Genomic DNA, 21763 nt, shown 5'->3' with positions numbered 1-21763 from the left:
GTAGTAAGTTTTTGAAATCAGCCGCAAAGGTATGGTTAATTCTTTAAATAAAGAAAACTTCACTTAAAAAATGCACCATAAAAATTAGATTTTTCCAAGTTTGCTTTCCTACGCTATTATAGCGGTGCAAAAATATGGAAATTCAAGCATTTAAAAGGTTTTTAAAACTTTTTTAGGTACTAATTGTGTTTTTGTTGTAATTGAGTTCGTTAATAACAATTAATTATCAAAAATTTAATTCTCAGACCATCCTTAAGTAGAATGTACAAATTAGAAAAAACCATTTTAGCATCAGTTTTATGTATCGGCTTAGCTGCTTCACAGGGATTTGCGCAAGCACCGAAGAAAGTTACTAAACCGGCTAGTGCAGTAAAAAAGACTACGACTACGGCAGCAAAAGCAGCAACATCACCAAATGTACTCAGGAATAAGCTGGATTCACTATCAGCGGCGATCGGTGTAAGTTTTTCCAATTCATTGGCATCTCAGGGAATTAATAATATCAATACTGATATTTTAACAAAAACAATACAAGCATCTCTGAAAGGAGAGAAAACTACTTTTTCGTCAGAAGAAGCAAATAAATTTATAGGAGAATATTTTCAAAAATTAACTGAAGAAAAAGGAGCCGTGGTAAAAATCGAAGGAGAAAAGTTTTTGGAAGAAAACAAGAAAAAAACGGGTGTTACAACAACAGAAAGTGGCTTGCAGTACTCTGTAATTAAAATGGGCGACGGACCTAAGCCTTCTGCAACGGATAAAGTTAAAACCCATTATCACGGGACTTTAACGAATGGAACAGTTTTTGATAGTTCAGTTGACCGCGGTGAGCCAGTTGAGTTTCCGGTGAATGGTGTAATAAAAGGATGGACAGAAGCATTGCAGCTTATGCCGGTTGGTTCGAAATGGAAATTGTATATTCCATATTCGCTGGCTTATGGTGAACGTGCGGCGGGTCCTCAAATTCCAGCTTATTCAGCTTTAGTTTTTGAAGTTGAATTATTAGAAATTGTTAAATAGTTAACAAAAATTCGACGAATGAAAAAATACCTGATCACTCTTATTCCTGTTGTATTACTTGGCTGGCAGCGAGGTCCCGTACAGCAAAATGCAATTGTTACTACGGAAACTTCACTTGCGGAAGATATTAAACCGACGGCAGCTCAGTATAAGGCGGAAGAGCTTTCGACGCGAATCCTATCAAATTATCACTATCGTAAAACGAAACTGAATGATTCGTTATCGTCAGCGATTTTTGACAAATATATTGATGGGATCGATCACGGTCGACTGTACTATCTTGCCTCTGATATGGCGGAATTTGAAAAGTACAGGTACTCTTTCGACGACTTTTTGCAAAAGCGTGAACTGGACGTTCCTTTCAATATGTATAACCTTTTCAGAAAGCGTTATCAGGAAAGAAGTGAATATATCCAGACGCTTCTGAAAACGCCAAAGCCGTTTGACTATACTGTTGACGAATCACTCAACACAGATCGTGAAAAAGTGGCCTGGGCAAAATCAACTGACGAACTGAACGATACCTGGAGAAAGTATCTGAAAAGTGAAGCGCTTGATTTGAAACTTGCCGGCAAAGCGGATACTTCTGTTGTGAAAACCATGAGCGATCGCTATAAAAGTCGGGATCGTGGTTTAAGCCGCATTCGTACTGAGCAGGTTTTTCAAATGTTTATGAACGCTTATGCTGAATCCCTGGATCCGCATACAAGTTATATGGCGCCAACGTCTGCGGATCGTTTCAAACAGGAAATGAGCCAGTCGGTGGAAGGTATTGGAGCTTTACTTCGTGAAGAAGATAATTATATTAAAATTGTTGAGGTTATACCCGGCGGACCTGCATTTAAAGGAAAGCAGCTGAAAAAAGAAGATAAGATTATCGGTGTCGCCCAAGGCGATGATGGTAAATTTGTTGACTTGGTAGGTTGGTTTGTTGATGATGCGGTGAAACTGATCAAAGGCCCCAAAGGAACTGTGGTTCGTTTGCAGATTGTTTCTGCGGATGCGCTTTCCAGTACGCCGCCTAAGGAAATCAGACTAGTTCGCGAAAAGATCAAATTGGAAGATTCTCGCGCTAAGAAAGAAATAGTTTCGGTTAATTCTGGCAATAAAGATTACAAAATTGGTGTGATCGATGTTCCTTTGTTCTACCGTGACTTTGAAGGAGCACAGCAGAAAGAAAAAGAGTTTTCCAGCACAACACGTGATGTTCAAAAAATTATCACGGAATTACAAGCTGAAAATGTGGATGGTATTGTGATCGATCTTCGTAATAATGGTGGTGGTTCGTTAACTGAAGCGGTTTCTCTTACGGGTTTGTTTATCAACAGAGGGCCGGTTGTTCAGGTTAAAGAAGGACAGGGTGAAGTGGAAGTGCAGTCTGATAATGATCCAACAGTTGCTTACAATGGCCCAATGGCGGTTATGGTGAATAGGTTCAGTGCTTCGGCATCGGAAATTTTTGCAGCAGCTATCCAGGATTACAAACGAGGAATTATCGTAGGGGAACAAACTTATGGTAAAGGAACCGTTCAGACTTTGATTGATCTTAACCAATGGGTTCCAAAAGAAACGGATCAGCTGGGTCAGGTTAAATTGACTGTTGCTAAATTCTACCGTATCAACGGAAGCAGCACGCAGCTAAAAGGTGTTATGCCTGATCTTGAAATGCCAACGGCTTTTAAAGTAAATGAATATGGCGAAGGTTCTCAGCCAAGTGCTTTGCCTTGGGATCAGATTGCATCTTCAAAATATGAAGCTACAAATGATATCAATGAAAAAATTGTTAGCCAGCTTCGTGATAAACATAATCACCGTTTGAAATCGGATGAAGAGCTTAAAGCTCTGGCGAAAACTATGGATGAGTTCAAAAAAGCACGTGAAAACAAAATAGTTTCTTTATTAGAATCAAAACGTAAAGTAGAACGTGATGAAGCGGAAAAGAAACGTGCGGCGTTGAAACAGCTTGGAGAAGAATCTGATGATGAAGACGAAGATTCTGCGGATGCAAAACCGAAAACGGCTGATGCTCCAAAAGAAGTTAAGAAGAAAAAGGATATCTACATTACTGAAACCGGACGTATGCTTGCTGATTTGATTGTAATTTCGAAAGAACCAAGTTTGGCAGGAGCTAAGAAGAAGTAGTTTCAGAAAATAGATTATATTAATAACACGGTTAGCTTATGCTGGCCGTGTTATTTTTTTGAATCCCAGGGTTAAAACCCTGCGCTACAATGTCGGTCATGCCTACGGCATTTTGGCTTGGATTGATGTTGGTTATGTTTTCCCCGGGTTTCCCCGGGTTAAAACCCGGGGCTATGATATCGGTCATGCCTATGGCATTTTGGCTTGATTGATCTTTGTTTCTTTTTTCGGGTTGAATTCCAATACCGTAGGTATGACCGACATTGTAGCCCCGGAATTTATTCCGGGGATTGCGAAACGGATTTTATTTTGGTTGGCAATTATTCCCAACCACCGCCCAATGATCTATATAAATCAATCAAAGCCAAATGTTGATCTTTTTGTACTTCTGTTAATGCTAATTCAGCTTCCAAAACATTTTTCTGAGCCGCAATTATTTCAAGATAAGTGGCATAGCCGGTGGTGAAAAGATCCCTGGATGTAACCACAGCTAGTTGCAAAACATCAACTTCCTGCTTTTTGAAATCAGAGATTTTCTTTGTGTTTTCTATCTTTTTCATACTGGTACTTACCTCTTGAAAACCTGTCAGAATTGCTTTGTTGTAAGCAAATAAGGATTCCAGACTTGCGGCCTCAAACCTTTTTTGGCCAGCTTTAAGCGCTTTTCGATTAAATATTGGCGCGGCTAAACCTCCTAGTGCGCTATAAGCTATCGAACCTGGATTAAATAGTAATGAACCCTTAAACGCATTAAAACCTAATAATCCTGTAATATTTAAAGAAGGTAAAAATGCTAATCTTGCCGCCTGCAAATCCGCATGGTTTGCCAATAATTCCAATTCAGCCTGCTGGATATCCGGGCGCCTTACCAACATTTTTGAAGGAATTCCTGTCTGAACTCTTTCTGGTAAATTTTCATTTAATTTTCCGCTTCGTGTAATTTTTTGAGGGAAACGCCCTAATAAAAAATTCAGATTATTCTCTGCTTCAACGATTCGTTGGTTAATCTGTATTTCAAGACTCTGCGTATTTAATAATTGTGCGGTAAACTGTCTTACACCCAATTCGTTCGCTCTGCCACCTTCTTTCTGAATTTTGATATTTTCAACAGCGGATTGTTGCAGGACGATATTTTTTTGGATGATTGCCAGTTCGGAATCCATTGCCAGAAGCTCATAATAAAGTCTGGATACTTGTGCGATTAAACTTGTTACAACCAGATTTCTTCCTTTTTGAGTAGCAAGAAAACGTGTGTAAGCAGCCTTGCGCTGGGTTCTTAATTTTCCCCATATATCGACCTCCCACGTACTTCTGAATCCTACGAAATAATCGGGCATGAACGGTGCAGGAAGTTTTCTGTCACTGTCTAGGTTTTCTGAGAAATTGGTATCATAATTACCAACACCATCCATCGTGTAGTCTCCAAATTTTCTGCCGCCGCCAGAAACTTCTGCATTAATAGCAGGTAACAAAGCACCTTTTGCAAGAAAAATATTGGATTTTGCCATCTCTATCCGTTGTACCGCCATTTTTAGATCCGGATTATTCAACAGAGCTGTATCGATCAATGCGATCAGATTGGGGTCTTTAAAAAATGACTTCCATTGGATAGCGGCAATTCCGGTTGAATCCGTTTGACTGTCAAAATTTTGAGGCGTTTTAATAGATGAGGCATGTTGAACGGGCTGCATCATTTTACACCCGCTCAAAAATAGAAATGTCCCCGCCAGAAGGATTTGATTAACTTTTTTATATGTTTTCATTAAAGGAATGCAGTTAGTATAGCAAGACATTCAGGGTCGTTAATGCGAACCCTGAATGTCCGAATGATCATATCAGATTTAGTGAACGAGAACTTCTTCTCTTTCCACTTTGGGGGCAGAAGGCTTTTTAGGACGCGCCATTGTTGCAAACAATACATAGAGGCCAGGGATAATAATCACTCCAAACAACGTCCCGATCAGCATACCTCCTGCTGCGGCCGTACCAATAGAGCGGTTACCAATTGCGCCAGCTCCTGAAGCCGTTACCAGGGGAATCAAACCTGCAATAAATGCGAAGGATGTCATAAGGATGGGACGAAGGCGTTCAGTGGCTCCTTCCAGAGCGGCTTCCAAAACGCTGCGGCCTTCCTTTTGCCTAATGATCGCATATTCCACGATCAGAATAGCATTTTTGCCCAAAAGTCCGATCAACATGACTAGCGAAACCTGTGCATAAATGTTGTTTTCAAGACCCAAAAGTTTTAGGGAAAGAAAAGCACCGAAAATACCGGCTGGCAATGAAAGAAGAACCGGGAGTGGAAGAAGGAAACTTTCATACTGCGCTGCCAAAAGCAGATAAACAAATAGCAGACAGAGCGCAAAAATGTAAATGGCCTGATTACCTGATAGAATTTCTTCCCGGGTCATTCCAGACCATTCGTATGTAAATCCTCTTGGTAAGTTTTGTTTTGCGATACGTTCAACAGCTTTAATCGCATCTCCACTGCTATAACCCGGCGCAGCATCACCATTGATCATGGCTGAGGTATACATGTTATATCTCGTAAGAAGTTCCGGGCCGTACACTCTTTCCAGACGTATAAACGTTGAAAATGGTACCATTTCGCCACGGTTGTTTTTGACATACAATTTGAGGATGTCTTCCGGGTTCTTGCGGGACCCTGGCTCAGCCTGAACCATAACCTTGTACATCTGCCCAAATCTTATAAAGTTGGAAGCGTATAAACTTCCTATCATCGTTTGAAGTGAGCTCATCGCCACATCAACGGAAATTCCTTTTTTTGCTGCAATATCGGCGTCGACATGGATCATGTATTGCGGAAAACTGGCATCAAAGCTACTGAAGGCGCTGGCAATTTCCGGGGAGTCCATCAGCGCTTTTACAAATTGATTCGTAATAGAAGCGGTTTTTTGTAGGTCGTCGCTACCTGTTTTGTCCAGTACTCTAAGCTCGAAACCACTGGAGTTACCAAAACCCGGTACAGTAGGGGGCGGGAAAAACTGAATTTCGGCATCGGTGATATGCTTGGTTTTCTGTTCCATTTCTGTGATAATATCTTTCACAGACGCTTTGCGCTGATCCCAAGGTTTCAGGTTGATCATCGCCATACCATAGGATGAACCAGACGATTCCGTAATTAAGCTATATCCGGACAAAGTGGAAACAGATTCGACTGGCCCTAAGGCCTGGGCAACTTTTTGAATCTCGTCCAGAACAGCTTCGGTTCTTTCAACCGTGGAAGCCACCGGCGTTGTTACGTTAACATTGATAACGCCCTGGTCTTCTGTTGGGATAAATCCTGTTGGCAGTATGCTGTTGATTCCGTAGGTGCCGATACAAAAAGCCACTAAAAGCCCAATGGTTATCATTCTTCGGCTTGCAATACGTGATAGCAGTTTTCTGTATTTATTGGAAATGCCATCATATCCATTGTTGAATCCTCTGAAAAACCGGTCAAGAGGTGTATTCTTGGCGGGTTGGCCATGGGTATTTTTTAGCATCAACGCACAAAGTGCAGGGGTAAGTGTCAATGCGTTAATCCCGGATATTACAATTGAAATAGCCAGGGTTATCGAAAATTGCCTGTAAAAAACACCGACAGGCCCTGACATGAATGCTACCGGAACAAATACGGCTGACATCACCAGTGTGATCGCAATAATGGCTCCGCTCATTTCCTTCATCGATTCAATGGTTGCTTCTCTGGCGTCAAGATGTTTTTCGGCCATTTTTGCATGAACAGCCTCTACGACGACGATGGCATTATCCACCACAATACCAATGGCAAGTACCAATGCGAAAAGCGTCAGAAGATTAATTGAGAATCCAAATAATTGCATAAAGGCAAAAGTCCCTACCAAAGCAACCGGAACTGCCAACGCAGGAATAAGTGTTGATCGCCAATCCTGCAAAAAGAGGAAAACAATAATAATAACCAGAATAAAGGCTTCGATCAGCGTGCGGACTACCTCATGTATGGATGCATCCAGAAACCTTGATACGTCATAGGATACAGCGTAATCCATACCAGGAGGAAAGGTGGTTTCTTTCAATTCTGCCACTTTCTTTTTTACATTTTCAATGACTTCCTGAGCATTGGATCCGGGCCGTTGTTTAAGCATGATGGATGCGGAGGGTTTTCCATTGGATTTAGAAGCTACGTCGTAATCCAGGGTCCCAAACTCAACATCGGCCACATCTTTTAATTTCAACATGGAACCATCCGGGTTGGACCTTAATACAATATTCTCATATTGAGCCGGTTCAAATAGTTTTCCTGTATATTTCAATACATACTGCAACGCCTGAACTTCCCGTCCTGAACTCACACCCGTTTTCCCGGGAGCCGCTACCACATTCTGGTCGCGAATTGCTTTTACGACTTCTTCCGAGGATACATTATAACTGATCATGCGGTCTGGTTTTAGCCAGATCCGCATGGAGTAATCCTTGCTGCCCATAATAACAGCCCGGCCGACTCCATCAATTCTTTTCAATTCTTTAAGAATATTGATATCTGCGAAGTTATAAACAAAATCCTCCCCGGCAGAAGAATCTGAACTCATGATATCAAGGTACATGAGCATACTATTTACTTCTTTTTCTGTGGTTACCCCTGCCTTGATCACTTCTTCGGGAAGTTCGTCAATTACAGTCTGAACGCGGTTCTGAACATTTACAGCTGCCAGGTCGGGATCAATCCCAACGTTAAACGAAATGGTGATCGTGGTTACACCGTCATTTCCGGAAACGGTATTCATGTAAGTCATGCCGGGCACACCATTAATCGCTCGTTCAAGCGGTACGGCTACTGCATCGACACATACCTCTGAATTGGCACCGGTGTAAGTTGCCGTAACAACAACGGAGGGAGGAACAATATCGGGAAATTGAGAAACAGGAAGGCCGAAGAAGGCCAGAAGTCCTAAAAGTGTTATAAATAAAGATATGACCAATGAAAGCACTGGCCTTTCAATGAAAGTTTTAAACATAATTCAAAGTTTCTGGTGAGGAATAGGTTTGCTATTAACGTGCTGTCAAATCCACTTTTGCAACTGACACATTAACGCTGTCCATTGATATTATTTTGGGATTGATTATAGCTCCATCCTTCAAACCTTGGAGGCCTTCATAAACAATAATGTCACCTGCCTCGAGTCCGGATTTAACCAGGTAATAACTGGCAAATCTTGATTTGGGTGTAAAACTTCGCGTTTTGATTTTATTGTTTTTATCAACCACGTAAACAAAACTTTTATCCTGAATTTCAAATGCAGATTTCTGAGGAACAAGTATTGCGTTTTCAACCGTGTTTGTTAACCTTATAGTACCGGTTGAACCGTGTTTTAATAATTTTTCAGGATTTGCAAAACGAGCTCTGAAAGCTATTGATCCGGTTCCTTCGTCAAAAGCACCTTCCATTGTTTCAATTGTACCTTTATGTTTGAAAAAAGAACCATCTGCCAGTTCCAGCTCTACGATGGCATTTTGTTGGGATGCACTACCTCTTGCTCTTGTATATTCGAGATATTCATTTTCAGAGACATTGAAATAAGCAAAAACATTTTTAGTATCTGAAAGTGTAGTGAGCAATGTTCCTTCATTGATCAAACTACCAATTTTAAAAGGAAGGCGATCTACCATTCCGTCGAACGGAGCTTTAATCTGAGTGTGAGCAAGCTGAATAGCAGCATTTGATTTCATCGATTTAGCTTCTTCAATTCTTGCCGTTACGGCTGCATATTTGGCTTTGGCGACGTCCAGTTCTGTTTTGGCGACCACATTTTTTTCTACCAGCATTTTCACCCTCCCCATTTCCAGTTCTGCGCCTTTGGCATCAGCAATGGCACTTTGCAGACTTGCGTTCGCTTTGGCAAGTTCAGCCGCATATTCTTCATTATTGATGCGGAAAAGTATTTGACCTTTTTTTACTTCCTTGCCTTCATCGACATATACTTGTTCCAGATATCCTTTAACACGGGCATAAATTTCTACGTTTTTTACAGCATGAATATCACCTACATATTCCCGGTGTAATTCGGTTTTCTGTGTCTTTAATTCTGTAACTGGTATGGTTGGAATGGAGTCTTTACTTTCGGCGGTATCCTTACTTTGTGTTGAACAGCTGGCAGTAAATATGACCAAGCCAAGTAAAACAACCAAATGGTAATTTTTCATGATGAATAGGTAAGAGGTTAAAAATTAATATTTTGTATGAATTTTGGAGTATTAAATAGCACGCAGACTTATATCCCGTAAAGTTTACAGGAACTGGAAAAATTATAAACTGAAACGATGCGTCGACCTACCGGCGTTTCACGTCAGGTTATAGAGTAAAATATTGCGGCTAAATTGTACTGGAAAGGCAGAAAGCCTTAGTGGTTGACTAGAACGGACAGAGTCGATAAAGGAAACTATAATAGTCGGGCAAGATGAGTAACCCCTCCATGGAGCCGATAACTTGCCATGTATAATGTTGGAAAACTGATTTTTCGGAAAAATGAAAATAGTCAGAAAGGACCGATTCGAAGCAGATGAAGCGGTAACTGGAAGTTCTGTGGCGTAAAAGACTTGAAAGATTTTCCTTCCATTTAAATTCTTCAGCACTAAGAAATGTCTCATGCAGGCTAATGGAATCATCAAATACAATTAACTCCTCTTCTTCTTCTTCAATGTAATATTTATTGTTGAATGGAGAAAGCTGTCTGATACCGAAATTGGTCCTGCACGATGCCTCCACCTGTCCTATGAACAGTAAAGAGGCAAGGATTTGCCCGATGCAAAAAAACAATACAAAAGTTCTTTTAAGCATGGTATGAGTTAGTATCAAAACATTGGAAAATTCATATTTTTATAATGAATTCAAGAATTTTTGGAATTAAATTATTGGAAATACAATACTGTTGTCTATTACTTCAAATATAACAATTCAGGCTTTAAGGCAAATTTTCTGGATTGTTAATACATGTTAACGAAATTTAATTTTTTTCTAATAATGCATGAGAACGGTAAAGGTTGCAGCGCATAATATATTTCGAGATTATATATTGCACTTCAAATGCTCCTCTCAAAATCAGGGTGATTTTTTTTAAAACGTTTCTTGCAGACAACCATATACTTGCAAACTTCATGCCAAACTATTTCTCTTTATTAGCCGTCATTTTATTTCCGAATGCAAATGGTCTAAGGAGGCAGATAGGGGAATTAATTCGGATAAAATAATTATTCAGAAAGTTACTGACAATGTTTATCAGCATATTACCTATTTTCAATCCCAAACATTCGGAAGGGTTGCCTGCAACGGAACGATTGTTTTTAACAAAAATGAAGCGGTAGTTTTTGATACTCCGGTTGACGATTCTACATCCCTGATATTAATAAATTGGGTGTGGGATAGTTTGTCTTGTAAGGTCACAGCCGTAATCCCGACTCATTTTCATGAGGATTGTCTTGGCGGTTTGGCGGCATTTCACAAAAAGGGAATTCCATCTTACGCTTCAAATCAAACTATTAAATTTGAGAAAGCAAAGAACTACCAAATTCCTCAAAATGGTTTTGATAATTTGCTTGAATTGAAGGTGGGTGGTAAAAATGTTAAAGCAGAATTTAATGGAGAAGGTCATACAAGAGATAACATAATCGGATATTTTCCGAGTGACAAAGTAATGTTTGGGGGATGTTTGATCAAAGAAATTGAAACCACAAAAGGAAATCTTGAAGATGCCAATGTGGTTGCCTGGTCGGAAACGGTAACGAAACTGAAAAGGAAATATCCGGATACCAAAGTTGTAATAACGGGGCACGGGAAAACGGGAAATACAGTTTTACTTGATTACACAATTAAGCTTTTTACGCAAACGAAATAGTATTTTCAGGCAAACTGCCCCGTATATAATTGATGATATTTCCCTTTTTTCAATATCAGTTCCTTATGATTTCCACGTTCGATAATACGTCCGTATTCCAAAACAATGATTTCATCCGCATTCATGACCGTCGACAACCGGTGCGCGATGACAAAGGTGGTTTTCCCTTTCATCAGCATATCCATACCTTCCTCGATCAATTTTTCAGTTCTTGTATCAATGGAACTGGTTGCTTCATCCAGGATTAAAATTGGTGCTTCGGCAACCGTGGCACGGGCGATGTTTAACAATTGTCTTTGTCCCTGGCTCAAATTACTACCGTCTCCATCCAAAACCGTATTATAACCTTGCGGCATTCTGGTGATGAAAGAATGTGCATTGGCAAGTTCTGCCGCATGGATAACTTCCTGATCCGTGGCGGACAACCTTCCGTAGCGAATATTTTCCATAACCGTTCCGGTAAATAAATGCGTATCCTGTAAAACAATAGCCATGGATTTTCGCAGACTTTCCCTGGAAATATCTTTGATATCAATGCCGTCAATTGATATTTTTCCTGATTGAATGTCGTAAAATCTTGGAAGTAAATTGATAATCGTGGTTTTTCCTGCGCCGGTGGAACCTACAAAGGCGATTTTATGGCCAGGTTTTACGGATAAATTGATGTCATGCAAAATAACTTTATCCGGACTATAACTAAATGTGACATTTTCAAAACGGACTTCGCCTTCCACTTTTGAAAGTGTAATTGCATTTTCAGCATCAGTGGGTTCAGGAAGTTGATCCATCATTTCAAAAACACGTTCTGCACCGGCCAAAGCAGCTTGCAAACTATTTAGCTGACTGGATAATTCGTTAATCGGTCTTCCGAATTGTCTGGAATATTGAAGAAATGAAGCCAGTCCACCAATATCAAGTCCACGTGTTACGGCCAGAATTCCGCCGATTGTGGCTGTTAAAGCATAATTGATCGTGCTCATATTGATCATAATCGGCATCATCATTCCGGAAAACATCTGTGCTTTTGTCGCTTTATCCCGAAGATCAAAATTTAGTTTTTCAAAATCTGTTTCAGCCTTTTCTTCATAACCAAAAACTTTTACAACCTTGATTCCTGTGATGATTTCTTCAATATAACCGTTTGCCATCCCCACTGCTTTTTGCTGCGCAATGAAATAATTCTTACTTCTTTTAATTACCTGAGAAGCCAGAAAAAGCATCAGTGGCACCATCACCAGCGTTACCAAAGTCAGTAATGGACTGATATATAACATGAGCATAAATGTACCGGTGAGGGTAATAATGCTTGTGAAAATCTGGGTAAGACTGTTGTTTAAAGATTCACTGATCAAATCCACATCATTCGTAAACCGGCTCATTAAATCGCCATGGCTGTTGGTATCGAAAAACTGTAAGGGAAGTGATTGTAGTTTTTTGAAAAGATCATTTCTCATCTCGTTAACCGTTTTTTGAGAAATAATAATCATAAAACGACTTTGCAGATAAGCGGCCGTCGCACCTGCTACATAGATCACAAGCATAATTCCCAACATGTGAATCAATCCATCCACATCTTTTGGGATAATGTAATCGTTGATCAGCGGACGAAGCAAATATGAGCCAGTTAAGGAAGCCGACGTATTAATCAATATAAACAAAACGACTGTAAAAAGTCCTGCTTTATTTTTTTGCAGATAACCCCAAAGCCGACGCATGGTCAGGCTCATATTTTTGGGTTTTTCTACGGCGAAACGTCTTCCTGAACTGGAACCGGGCATTCCACTCGGAGACGCTGATTGGGATTGTGGTTTGTTTTCGCTCATGAGGCTATGGCTTCATTTTGCTGTTGAGACTGATAAATTTCCTGATAAACCGCATTGGTTTTGATCAGTTCATCATGCGTGCCTACACCGATAATGCGACCGTCGTCCAGAATAATAATCCGGTCAACGGATTCAATAGAACTGATTCTTTGTGCGATGATAAACGTGGTTGTATTATTATGATTTTCCTGCAAAGCAGTTCTGATTTTTGCTTCGGTAGCCGTGTCGACAGCACTTGTACTATCGTCAAGAATAAGAATAGTCGGTTTTTTCAAAAGAGCTCTGGCGATACATAACCGCTGCTGTTGTCCGCCGGAAAGATTTACGCCGCCTTGGCCGAGAACCGTTTCATATTGCAATGGAAACGACATAATGAAATCATGCGCCTGGGCATCTTGTGCGGCGGAAATAATTTCGTCATCACTGGCATCCGGTTTTCCCCATTTCAAATTGCTTTTGATCGTCCCGGAAAACAAAACGTTCTTTTGAAGTACAGTGGCTGTTGCTTCGCGCAAATGTTTTAGCGAATAATCGCGGACATCCACATCGTCAATCAAAACTTGGCCTTCCGTAACGTCGTATAATCTTGGAATAAGTTGAACAAGACTCGTTTTGGCAGAACCGGTAGCTCCGATAATGGCAATTAATTCGCCCGGAATGGCGGTGAAACTGATGTCTTTTAAAACGAAAAGATCACTTTCGCTTTTGTATTTAAAACAAACATCGCGGAATTCAACTTTCCCTCTACGGATTTCCAGTTTTTGACTTAATGCAGATTGCGTGTCGTTTATATCAATTTTCGTGTCCAATACTTCCAGGATTCGTTTGGAAGAAGCACTTGCCCTTGAAAACATCATAATGGTCATGGAAAGCAACATCAGCGCAATCAGAATTTGGGTAATGTAGCTGATAAAAGACATGAGCTGTCCAACCTGCAAATCACCCGTCATTACTTTATTTCCTCCAAACCAGACTACCGCTACAATCGAAACATTCATAATCAGCATCATCACCGGCATGATCAAAATGACGATCGTTGAGGCTTTAACCGACATCTCTGTCAGATCATCATTCGCAACAGAGAATTTTTGTTCCTCAAAGTCACTTCTGACAAATGATTTTACAACGCGTATATTGGTGAGGTTTTCCTGGATTGCAGCATTAACACGATCCAGTTTTTTCTGCATTTTGGTAAAATAAGGAATGCCTTTTTTCATAATAATGAAAATGGCAAGGCTTAGTACCGGAATGGCTACGGCGATAATAATCGTCAGTTCTCTATTGATCTGTAAAGCGAAAATCACGGCACAAACTAACATTAACGGAGCGCGAATTAGTAAGCGCAAAGACATCATCACAACTTGCTGTAATGTGTTGATATCGTTTGTCAGCCGGGTAACCAAAGATGCGCTGCTAAAAGTATCTATATTTGAAAAAGAAAATTCCTGGATTTTTTTGAACAGCCCCTGCCTTAATTCACTGGCGAAACCGACGGATGATTTGGAAGAATAATACACGTTTCCGATCCCGCCAACAATGGCTACAAGTGATAAACCGATCATTATAGCGCCCATTTTGAGAATATAATGAGTATCCTGGTTTTTTATTCCAACATCCACGATATCCGACATCAGCATCGGCTGAACGATTTCTCCAAATACGTCGATTATGGCCAGAAATGGGCCGAGAATCATCGCGGTCTGGTATTTTTTTATAAATTGAAGATATCTTTTCATCAGGACAAATGCGTCAGATTTTGGATAAATTGAAAAGAATGAACCGGACGTTTAACTCAAAGCGTGTTTAGACGCGCAAAATAGATATTAAATTTTTTATGCCTGCTAAAAATATCCTGCCCCGATTTTTTCTAATGATTTGTTAATGTCACTTTTGAATTAATATCGGTTCATTTATTTCTATATTTAAGCCTAAAACGTATATTTCGACCCTGATTGACAAATGATGTAATGGCTTGAAAATCGGGTGGTTACTAATCAATTGTGGTGAGCCCTATTTTTATATGAAAGTATTTCAAATTAAAACACCAACGTTCATTTTAACAAAAATGACAAGTGCCGACAGTGACAAATATTATCGGCTGAGTAATAATGACAACGTAATGAAATTTGTGACTGGTGCCGCATTGAGTCGCGAGGAATCGGATAAAATGCTTGGTCAAATTTTGCGTGAAAACGGCACTAACGATTATTTTGGAAGATATCTGATAGAAGAAATTAAAACAGGGGCGCTTGTCGGTGTTGCAAAGCTGGAACCTTACGGAACAGAAGTGGAAATCGGATACCGGATTATGGAAGAATATTGGGGAAAGGGTGTAGCTACTTCCATAGCAAAATCACTGATCAGGTTTTCGATTAAAACCTTTGATCCGTCAGCCGTAATTGCGTTTGTAAACATACATAATACTGCTTCAATAAGGGTTTTGGAGAAAGCGGGGATGAGAAACGTTGAAAGCATTGAAGATATTGATGAAGAAAAATTCAAATTCAGTTATTCACCTAAAACGAACTCGATCATGAAAAAAGCACTCTACATTATTCTTGGGTTAATCGGGATTTTCCTGATTGCAGCCTTTATTATGCCAAAAGATTATGCGGTTGAAAGAGAAATTGTAATTAATAAACCGAAAGCTGAGGTTTTTGAATATTTGAAATCGTTGAGAAATCAGGATAACTGGAGTGTATGGATGAAAATGGATCCGAATATAAAAAAATCATATAAAGGAACGGACGGAACAGTTGGCTATACTTCCATGTGGGAGGGAAATGATGACGTCGGTAAAGGTGAACAGGAAATAAAGAAGATAACCGAAGGCGAGCGCATTGACACAGAACTGCGGTTTATCAAACCTTTTGAATCTAATAATGACGCTTACATGATCACGGAAAGTGCAGGAGAAAACGAGACAAAAGTGAAGTGGGGATTTTCCGGAAAAATGCCATATCCTATGAATGCGATGTTGCCTTTTATGGGTATGGAAAAGTCGGTCGGAAGTGATTTTGCCAATGGGTTGAAAAATTTGAAAGAGATTTTGGAGAAGTAGATTTTTGGTTTTGCCACGAATACACGAATGTTCACTAATTCATCTCTTACAATCGAAAAAATTTTCTTCATAAAATAGCAATTTGAAATGGGTTCCAGACTGCAACGTGTAGATGAATATATTATAAAATCGGCTGAATTTGCTATTCCGATTTTGGATTATTGGCGGGAAACCGTTCATGCAGCTTGTCCCGATGTGAAGGAAATAATGAAATGGAGTATGCCTTTTTTTGAGTACAAAAATTACAATTTGTGCAATATGGCGGCTTTCAAAAACCATTGTGGTTTTCATTTCTGGCTTGCTTCAAAGATGAGCGATCCTGACCAATTACTTTCAGGAGATGAGGGGAATACTGGAATGGCCGGGTTTAAGAAAATAGCTAAAATTGAAGATCTGCCTTCAGAAGAACAAATTGTAGCGCTGATTAATGACGCCATGTCATTGATTGATAAAGGTGTGAAACTTACCAAAGATCCGGCGAAAAAAGTAGTGAAGGAGCTCGTGGTACCAGATTACTTTCTGGAAGCTATCGAGGATAATCCCGACGCGGAGGAAAATTTTGAACGATTCACTTTATCGCAGAAAAAAGAATATGTCGACTGGATTCTTGAAGCGAAAAGTGAAACAACCCGATTGAAAAGAATGCAGCAAGCTGTGGAATGGATAGAAGAGGGGAAAACACGGAATTGGAAATATCAGAGATAGGCTTTCGGCTTTCGGCAGTCGGCTGTCAGAAATTGCCTGAACTAAATCTATTCAGGAAAAGTTGATAGCCGACTGCGGAAAGCCGATAGCTTATTTTAAAACTTCCCGTTTTCGTCGGCCAATACATATCTGAAAGTATAGTATTTTGATTCTTCTGTGGGCACATCTTCGGGAGCGCCTTTGTAATAACTGACGAATTCAATTTTGGCAAATTTACCTTCTGCCGTTTTCACAAGAATAGTTCGGCCGACAATTGGAAGAATTGCGTGGACGGTCATATCATATTTGTACCACGAATTTCCACTACCACTCGCAATGGCATTTCCACTTCCGCCATCCACTTTATAACCATCTTTGGGCGCTTCGGTAATGGTATCAAATGGTTTTTCAACAATCATGGCGCCACCTTGCCCGGATCCACTTGTTCCTCCGTTTGTCAGGATTGTAGTTCCATTAAAAGCAAGATCCCATTTTGTGGTTTTCGCATCCGTTGCAGGTACCTGTGTTCCACTTGCAAAACTGAAATAGTTATATGTATTTGGCTGCGCAATGCCACTGAAAACTTTGATCACATGGATCTCGGCTTTTTGTATTTCGTCACTCATAACAGATTCTGATTTAGTTGATTGACTAAAATAAGACTCGTTTGGCACCGAAGTTACTACTATTGAAATAAATAAAAGAGATGTAAGCATAAGTAAGAATGTGTTTATATCCAAAAATCAGATAAAAGGGCTTTTTAACCCTTATATCTGATTTTTAGAAAATGATTTGAGAATGATTAAGCTCCTTTTTTAACCAGTTTGTATTCCAGTTTTGGCTTTCCTCTTTCTCCGCCATCAGTCGATGTGAAACTTATGAATCTAAGTTTGTAAACGTTTCCGGATGCATCTTTTATAACATAATAACGATCTGTTTTTACACCAACCGTTCCACCTGATGTTACTCTCCATTTCGAACCGATCACATCACGATCAGCACTGAATGTAGTTGTTGCGATATTGCTTTCTGCATAAGCATCGTAAGTTGCAGTTGTTGTCAAAACTTCCGCTGCCGTTATACCGGCAAGTTGATTGATGAAAACAAGATCCGAGAATCCGTAAGGAATATTGGTTGTGCCTGATGCAGTATAGTACATGCTGTAACCCCATTCAAAGTCCCACCGATCTTTTGCAGGCTGAACAGCAACGGTCGCGCCTTTGATAAGTGAAACAAACTGGAAGTTGTAAGTTGGATCTTTCGTAACATCAAGTGTTTTGAAAGTAGTATCATTCAACAATGCGTATTGCAAAGTATAGCCGTTAGTACCTTTACGGATAATACGAATTTTGTAAATCTGATCCGCTGGTAAAACCGTAGCTGAACCACCTTTACGGTTCAGGATATATACTTTATTATCAGCATCGGTAGCAGAAATTTCTTTGATAAGCGTTTCGGCAAGCTTGCCTGAATAGCCATCTGATAAGTCAAGTGTTCCCTGTCCTTGTCCGATTGCCAGTTTTGTTAAGTCAATATCCGCAGCAGTTACAGCATTAAGATCTGATTTATTGATCGCGATTGCAGAAGCACCGTTCGTAGTATTAAGTGTAACTCTGAAATCAGTTCCGGCATAAAAACCAAGATCCCAGCTATCACGTAATACAGGCGTTTGTGTATTGGCGCTCAGGTCAAGAAAAACTGAATTTGCCGCACTTGAACCAGGTTCTGTACCTGCAATCCCGTTAAGCTGAATACTTGTTCCGTCTGAAACGATTGCTTTGAAACTAAGTTTCAAGTCAGTATTTGTACCAACCAAAACAGGTGAAGCAACCGAAGTTACTTTAAACTGGATACTTTCGTCTCCATTCAAAAGAACACCTGTTTTTTTAAGAACCTTAAATGAAACGCTGCTGGCTCCCGCAGGTACTGTTAGAGCCAAAGTATTATTGGTTGCAGCGGGATCTGTCGTGAATTGTGTTCCGTAAGTTAAAAGTGTCGGTGTCAATGAAACCGAAATAGCTGTTGCTGTTTCTGCTGCCCTGCTCAATACAATTCTAACGTCAACAGATTCTCCATCAAAGCCTTGTGCGGTAGATTCAAATGCGGCGGTATTGTCGGGCAACGCGGGATCGTCATCTGAGCAGGCATTGAAAATAGCCAGAAATGCAATAAGAAGTAGAGGCTTAAATAATTTGTTCATAATTGTTTTGATTAATTTAAAAAGGGTAATAATTATTTTTTAGACCAGTGGATATTCATACCAAGAAAATAGGAGCGACCGTTAAAACCTGGTCCGGTAGCATCATGTCCGGAACCAATTGTTGTGTTTTTGACTGATGTCAAATCAAATAAATTTTTTGCCCCGCCAATCAGGTTGATATATTTTCCCAATGTTTTGGTAACGGTAAGATCAGCCATATTGTAGCCGCTGATTTGTCTTAAACTGGCTGTTACCGGAGTACCACTGATCAGTGCGTAAGCAGGTTTCTTGCCGGTATATTTATAGAAGAAATTTATGCTGGCGCCGATTTTTGAAAAGTTGTAAAGAATATTTGCATTGATTTCCGGCGACCATACAAACTGTGGTAAGTCCTCCGTTACCCCTTCTGATTCATCCAGAATTTCATTGTAAGTTCCAATATAGGTAGCGCCCAAAGTTGCCTGAATATTTTTCCAGTAAAACTTGTTATCAAGGCTCACACCCGTTGTTTTGAATAAACTGATATTCAAATAAGTCGTTTGGGTAGGATTGTTTGGGTCAAATCCGGTATCGATCCGGTTATGAAAAATGTTATAAAATCCTCCCAGGGTTGAAGTTACTTTAAGTGAGGATTCCTGTTTAACCTGCCAAACCAGAAAAGTATTAAAGCTATTTGAATATTCAGCTTTCAGATTGACATTGCCATTGATGGAATGTGAGGCATCGTGAAAATCAAAATATAATTCGCGTAAAGCAGGAGAACGGAAACCCCGCGCATAGCCCATGCGCCAATCCAGAACATTGTTCAGAGTGATTTTGGCATTAAGTGAAGGAATTACAGGAGGCGCATCGTACACTGAATTTTTCAGAAACCGCACGCCCGGACTCAACTTGATGGCAGGTGTTATCTTCAATTCTGATGAAACGAAAAACGCATATTCATTGATCGTTGGAGAGCCTTTGATCCTGGCTCCGCTACTATTATTGTTATTAATTTCAATTCCCGGTAGGAGAGATACGTTGGGCGAAACTTTGTATAGCGCTGTTCCACGGAAAAATACAGTGGTGAAAATGGATTTGTCCTGAGCAGCAGGATCCAGAGAAAGTGTTCGTTTTCCAGTATTGAAGTCTATGTTTGTACTAAGGGTTTTCCGGCTGTAATCTGTGTAGGAAAGTGCGCCGGTGAAACCCAGTTTATCACTCGCGTGATATTCACCCTGTGCCTGATGGAACCATCTTTTGGTGATGTAATCTTTGTCTCCCGCTGTATTGGCAACGTTAATATTTCCAAGATATTTAATAGTTTCGTCTGTTCCGTTGAAGCGGTACCACACATTCCATTTTTCTTTCGAATATCCGATTCCTGCGTTATACAGCATTTGTTCTTTCGGCATCCAGGCTTTTACACGACCGGTAGAATCTCCCTGCCAGCCGCCGAAATTATTTCGCGTTACACCTGCGTTTAACTGAAAACCTTTTTTCTGCCAGGCTACGCCAATGTTTTCATTGTGCGTGCCTTTTTTATCAAAAGCCTGATATTCATCACCAACGGATTCTTCCTGGATCCTTGCTGAAACGGATAAGTTATCACTTCCGTCTCCCTTTTTTGTGATAATATTGATAACGCCGGCCAATGCATCCGTCCCATATATTACGGACATCGGACCTTCTACTATCTCTATACGTTCAATGGTATTAATATCAATTTGTCCAAGACTTTCACGTGTAGCTCCCCGATCTACCAGTGGAATGCCGTCGAGTAGAATTTTTACGCTTTGGCCGGTCATACCCATAAGCTGGATATCCGTGGTTCCCAGCGTAGGATCGTTAGAAAACCGGATTCCCAATTCTGTGTTAAGAATGGTCTGAATATTGGTTGCACCTCTCAAACGTATTCGTTCACTATCAATCGTCCGGACCTGGTAGACAGAATTACGAAGAGATTGTTTGCCAAACTGAGCTGTAACTACCGCGTCCTGAAGTGAAATGCCATTTTCCAGAAGCTGAATATTGTCCAGTGTCAGGATTTTTCCAGCGGTTATTGCAACAGGTAATTCCTTCTTATCATTTCCTAAAATACTTACGATCAGTGTGTAATTTCCGTGCGGAGCTTTTAGGTGAAATTTGCCGTCGATATTGGTGGTATTGCCGTATTTGGTGTCTTTCAAAGTGATGTTTACACCTTCGAAAGATTGGTTATCCTGCGTTAAAATCTTTCCTCTGATTTCTCCATTTTGTGCGATTACCGTCTGAGCTCCAAGTAAAGAAAGAATCCAAATGATTGTAAACAGATGTTTCATTTGATAGTATATCAATTTAGACTAATTATATTTTACAAATAAATAGTTAATTAGACTAATTACAAAGTAATTGTTCGAGAAATAATTTATTATCTCGATTTTGATAGATTTCTGAATGAAATTGAGGTGTTAATTTGAGAATTGCGTTGATTTATTTTTCCCGGGTTGAAACCCGGGGCTACAAAGTTGGTCATGCCTACGGCATTTTGGATCTGGGTTTGGGATGCACTTTTCCCCCGGGTTGAAACCTGGGGTTATGAAATTGGTCATGCCTACGGCATTTGGATCTGGGTTTGGGATGCACTTTTCCCCCGGGTTGAAACCTGGGGTTATGAAATTGGTCATGCCTACGGCATTTGGATCTGGGTTTGGGATGCACTTTTCCCGGGTTGAAACCCGGGGCTACAAAGTTGGTCATGCCTACGGCATTTTGGATCTGGGTTTGGGATGCACTTTTCCCCCGGGTTGAAACCCGGGGCTACAAAGTTGGTCATGCCTACGGCATTTTGGATCTGGGTTTGGGATGCACTTTTCCCCCGGGTTGAAACCTGGGGTTATGAAATTGGTCATGCCTACGGCATTTGGATCTGGGTTTGGGATGCACTTTTCCCCCGGGTTGAAACCTGGGGTTATGAAATTGGTCATGCCTACGGCATTTTGCT

Annotated in this window: 16 protein-coding genes; 6 read left to right on the top strand and 10 right to left on the bottom strand. The window is 40.3% G+C overall.

The window, feature by feature from the left end:
• Nucleotides 1–261: 261 nt before the first annotated feature.
• The gene (locus FZF08_RS20285; RefSeq protein WP_159472326.1) at nt 262–1020 is read left to right on the top strand and encodes an FKBP-type peptidyl-prolyl cis-trans isomerase; all 759 of its coding nucleotides are present in this window, start codon (nt 262–264) and stop codon (nt 1018–1020) included.
• 18 nt (nt 1021–1038) lie between these two features.
• On the top strand, nt 1039–3162 hold the full coding sequence (locus FZF08_RS20280; RefSeq protein WP_159472322.1) for a carboxy terminal-processing peptidase: 2124 nt from the start codon (nt 1039–1041) through the stop codon (nt 3160–3162).
• Nucleotides 3163–3193: 31 nt separating this feature from the next.
• On the opposite strand, the gene FZF08_RS20275 is transcribed toward FZF08_RS20280, so the two are convergent.
• From FZF08_RS20275 to FZF08_RS20255, 5 genes are all read right to left on the bottom strand, one after another.
• Nucleotides 3194–3349 carry a hypothetical protein gene (locus FZF08_RS20275; RefSeq protein ID WP_159472319.1) on the bottom strand — a complete coding sequence of 52 codons (156 nt, stop codon included), beginning with the start codon at nt 3347–3349 and terminating at the stop codon, nt 3194–3196.
• A gap of 133 nt (nt 3350–3482) precedes the next feature.
• Nucleotides 3483–4925, bottom strand: coding sequence for a TolC family protein (locus tag FZF08_RS20270; RefSeq protein WP_159472317.1), 1443 nt, complete (start codon nt 4923–4925; stop codon nt 3483–3485).
• 78 nt (nt 4926–5003) lie between these two features.
• On the bottom strand, nt 5004–8159 hold the full coding sequence (locus tag FZF08_RS20265) for an efflux RND transporter permease subunit (protein ID WP_159472314.1): 3156 nt from the start codon (nt 8157–8159) through the stop codon (nt 5004–5006).
• Between the two features lie 34 nt (nt 8160–8193).
• Nucleotides 8194–9345: an efflux RND transporter periplasmic adaptor subunit gene (locus FZF08_RS20260; protein ID WP_159472311.1), complete on the bottom strand. Its 1152-nt coding sequence runs from the start codon at nt 9343–9345 to the stop codon at nt 8194–8196.
• A gap of 208 nt (nt 9346–9553) precedes the next feature.
• The gene (locus tag FZF08_RS20255) at nt 9554–9979 is read right to left on the bottom strand and encodes a hypothetical protein (RefSeq protein WP_159472308.1); all 426 of its coding nucleotides are present in this window, start codon (nt 9977–9979) and stop codon (nt 9554–9556) included.
• 337 nt (nt 9980–10316) lie between these two features.
• Here FZF08_RS20255 and bla point away from each other — a divergent pair, with 337 nt between their 5' ends.
• Nucleotides 10317–11033, top strand: a complete 717-nt coding sequence (gene bla / locus FZF08_RS20250; RefSeq protein ID WP_159472806.1) for a subclass B1 metallo-beta-lactamase — start codon at nt 10317–10319, stop codon at nt 11031–11033.
• Between the two features lie 5 nt (nt 11034–11038).
• Here the strand turns inward: bla and FZF08_RS20245 are convergent, their stop codons facing one another.
• On the bottom strand, nt 11039–12856 hold the full coding sequence (locus FZF08_RS20245; RefSeq protein ID WP_159472305.1) for an ABC transporter ATP-binding protein: 1818 nt from the start codon (nt 12854–12856) through the stop codon (nt 11039–11041).
• Nucleotides 12853–14592, bottom strand: a complete 1740-nt coding sequence (locus FZF08_RS20240) for an ABC transporter ATP-binding protein (protein WP_159472302.1) — start codon at nt 14590–14592, stop codon at nt 12853–12855. Before FZF08_RS20240 ends, FZF08_RS20245 begins: the two co-directional genes overlap by 4 nt.
• Nucleotides 14593–14921: 329 nt before the next feature.
• Between FZF08_RS20240 and FZF08_RS20235 the strand changes: the two genes are divergently transcribed.
• Both FZF08_RS20235 and FZF08_RS20230 read left to right on the top strand, forming a co-directional pair.
• Complete coding sequence (locus tag FZF08_RS20235; protein ID WP_159472803.1) at nt 14922–15917, top strand: GNAT family N-acetyltransferase; 996 nt, start codon at nt 14922–14924, stop codon at nt 15915–15917.
• 87 nt (nt 15918–16004) lie between these two features.
• Nucleotides 16005–16622, top strand: coding sequence for a YdeI family protein (locus tag FZF08_RS20230; RefSeq protein ID WP_159472299.1), 618 nt, complete (start codon nt 16005–16007; stop codon nt 16620–16622).
• A gap of 95 nt (nt 16623–16717) precedes the next feature.
• Here FZF08_RS20230 and FZF08_RS20225 read toward each other — a convergent pair whose 3' ends face one another.
• The 3 genes from FZF08_RS20225 to FZF08_RS20215 form a co-directional block, all read right to left on the bottom strand.
• Nucleotides 16718–17227: an HmuY family protein gene (locus tag FZF08_RS20225; RefSeq protein WP_229216614.1), complete on the bottom strand. Its 510-nt coding sequence runs from the start codon at nt 17225–17227 to the stop codon at nt 16718–16720.
• A gap of 176 nt (nt 17228–17403) precedes the next feature.
• On the bottom strand, nt 17404–18801 hold the full coding sequence (locus FZF08_RS20220; protein WP_159472293.1) for an HmuY family protein: 1398 nt from the start codon (nt 18799–18801) through the stop codon (nt 17404–17406).
• Between the two features lie 32 nt (nt 18802–18833).
• Nucleotides 18834–21101, bottom strand: a complete 2268-nt coding sequence (locus FZF08_RS20215; RefSeq protein WP_159472290.1) for a TonB-dependent receptor domain-containing protein — start codon at nt 21099–21101, stop codon at nt 18834–18836.
• Between the two features lie 192 nt (nt 21102–21293).
• On the opposite strand from FZF08_RS20215, the gene FZF08_RS20210 reads away from it, so the two are divergent.
• On the top strand, nt 21294–21494 hold the full coding sequence (locus FZF08_RS20210; protein WP_159472287.1) for a hypothetical protein: 201 nt from the start codon (nt 21294–21296) through the stop codon (nt 21492–21494).
• Nucleotides 21495–21763: the final 269 nt, after the last annotated feature.

The organism is Dyadobacter sp. 3J3, from assembly GCF_009801115.1.
Lineage (GTDB): Bacteria > Bacteroidota > Bacteroidia > Cytophagales > Spirosomataceae > Dyadobacter.
This window is presented reverse-complemented; position numbering and strand designations above follow the sequence as displayed.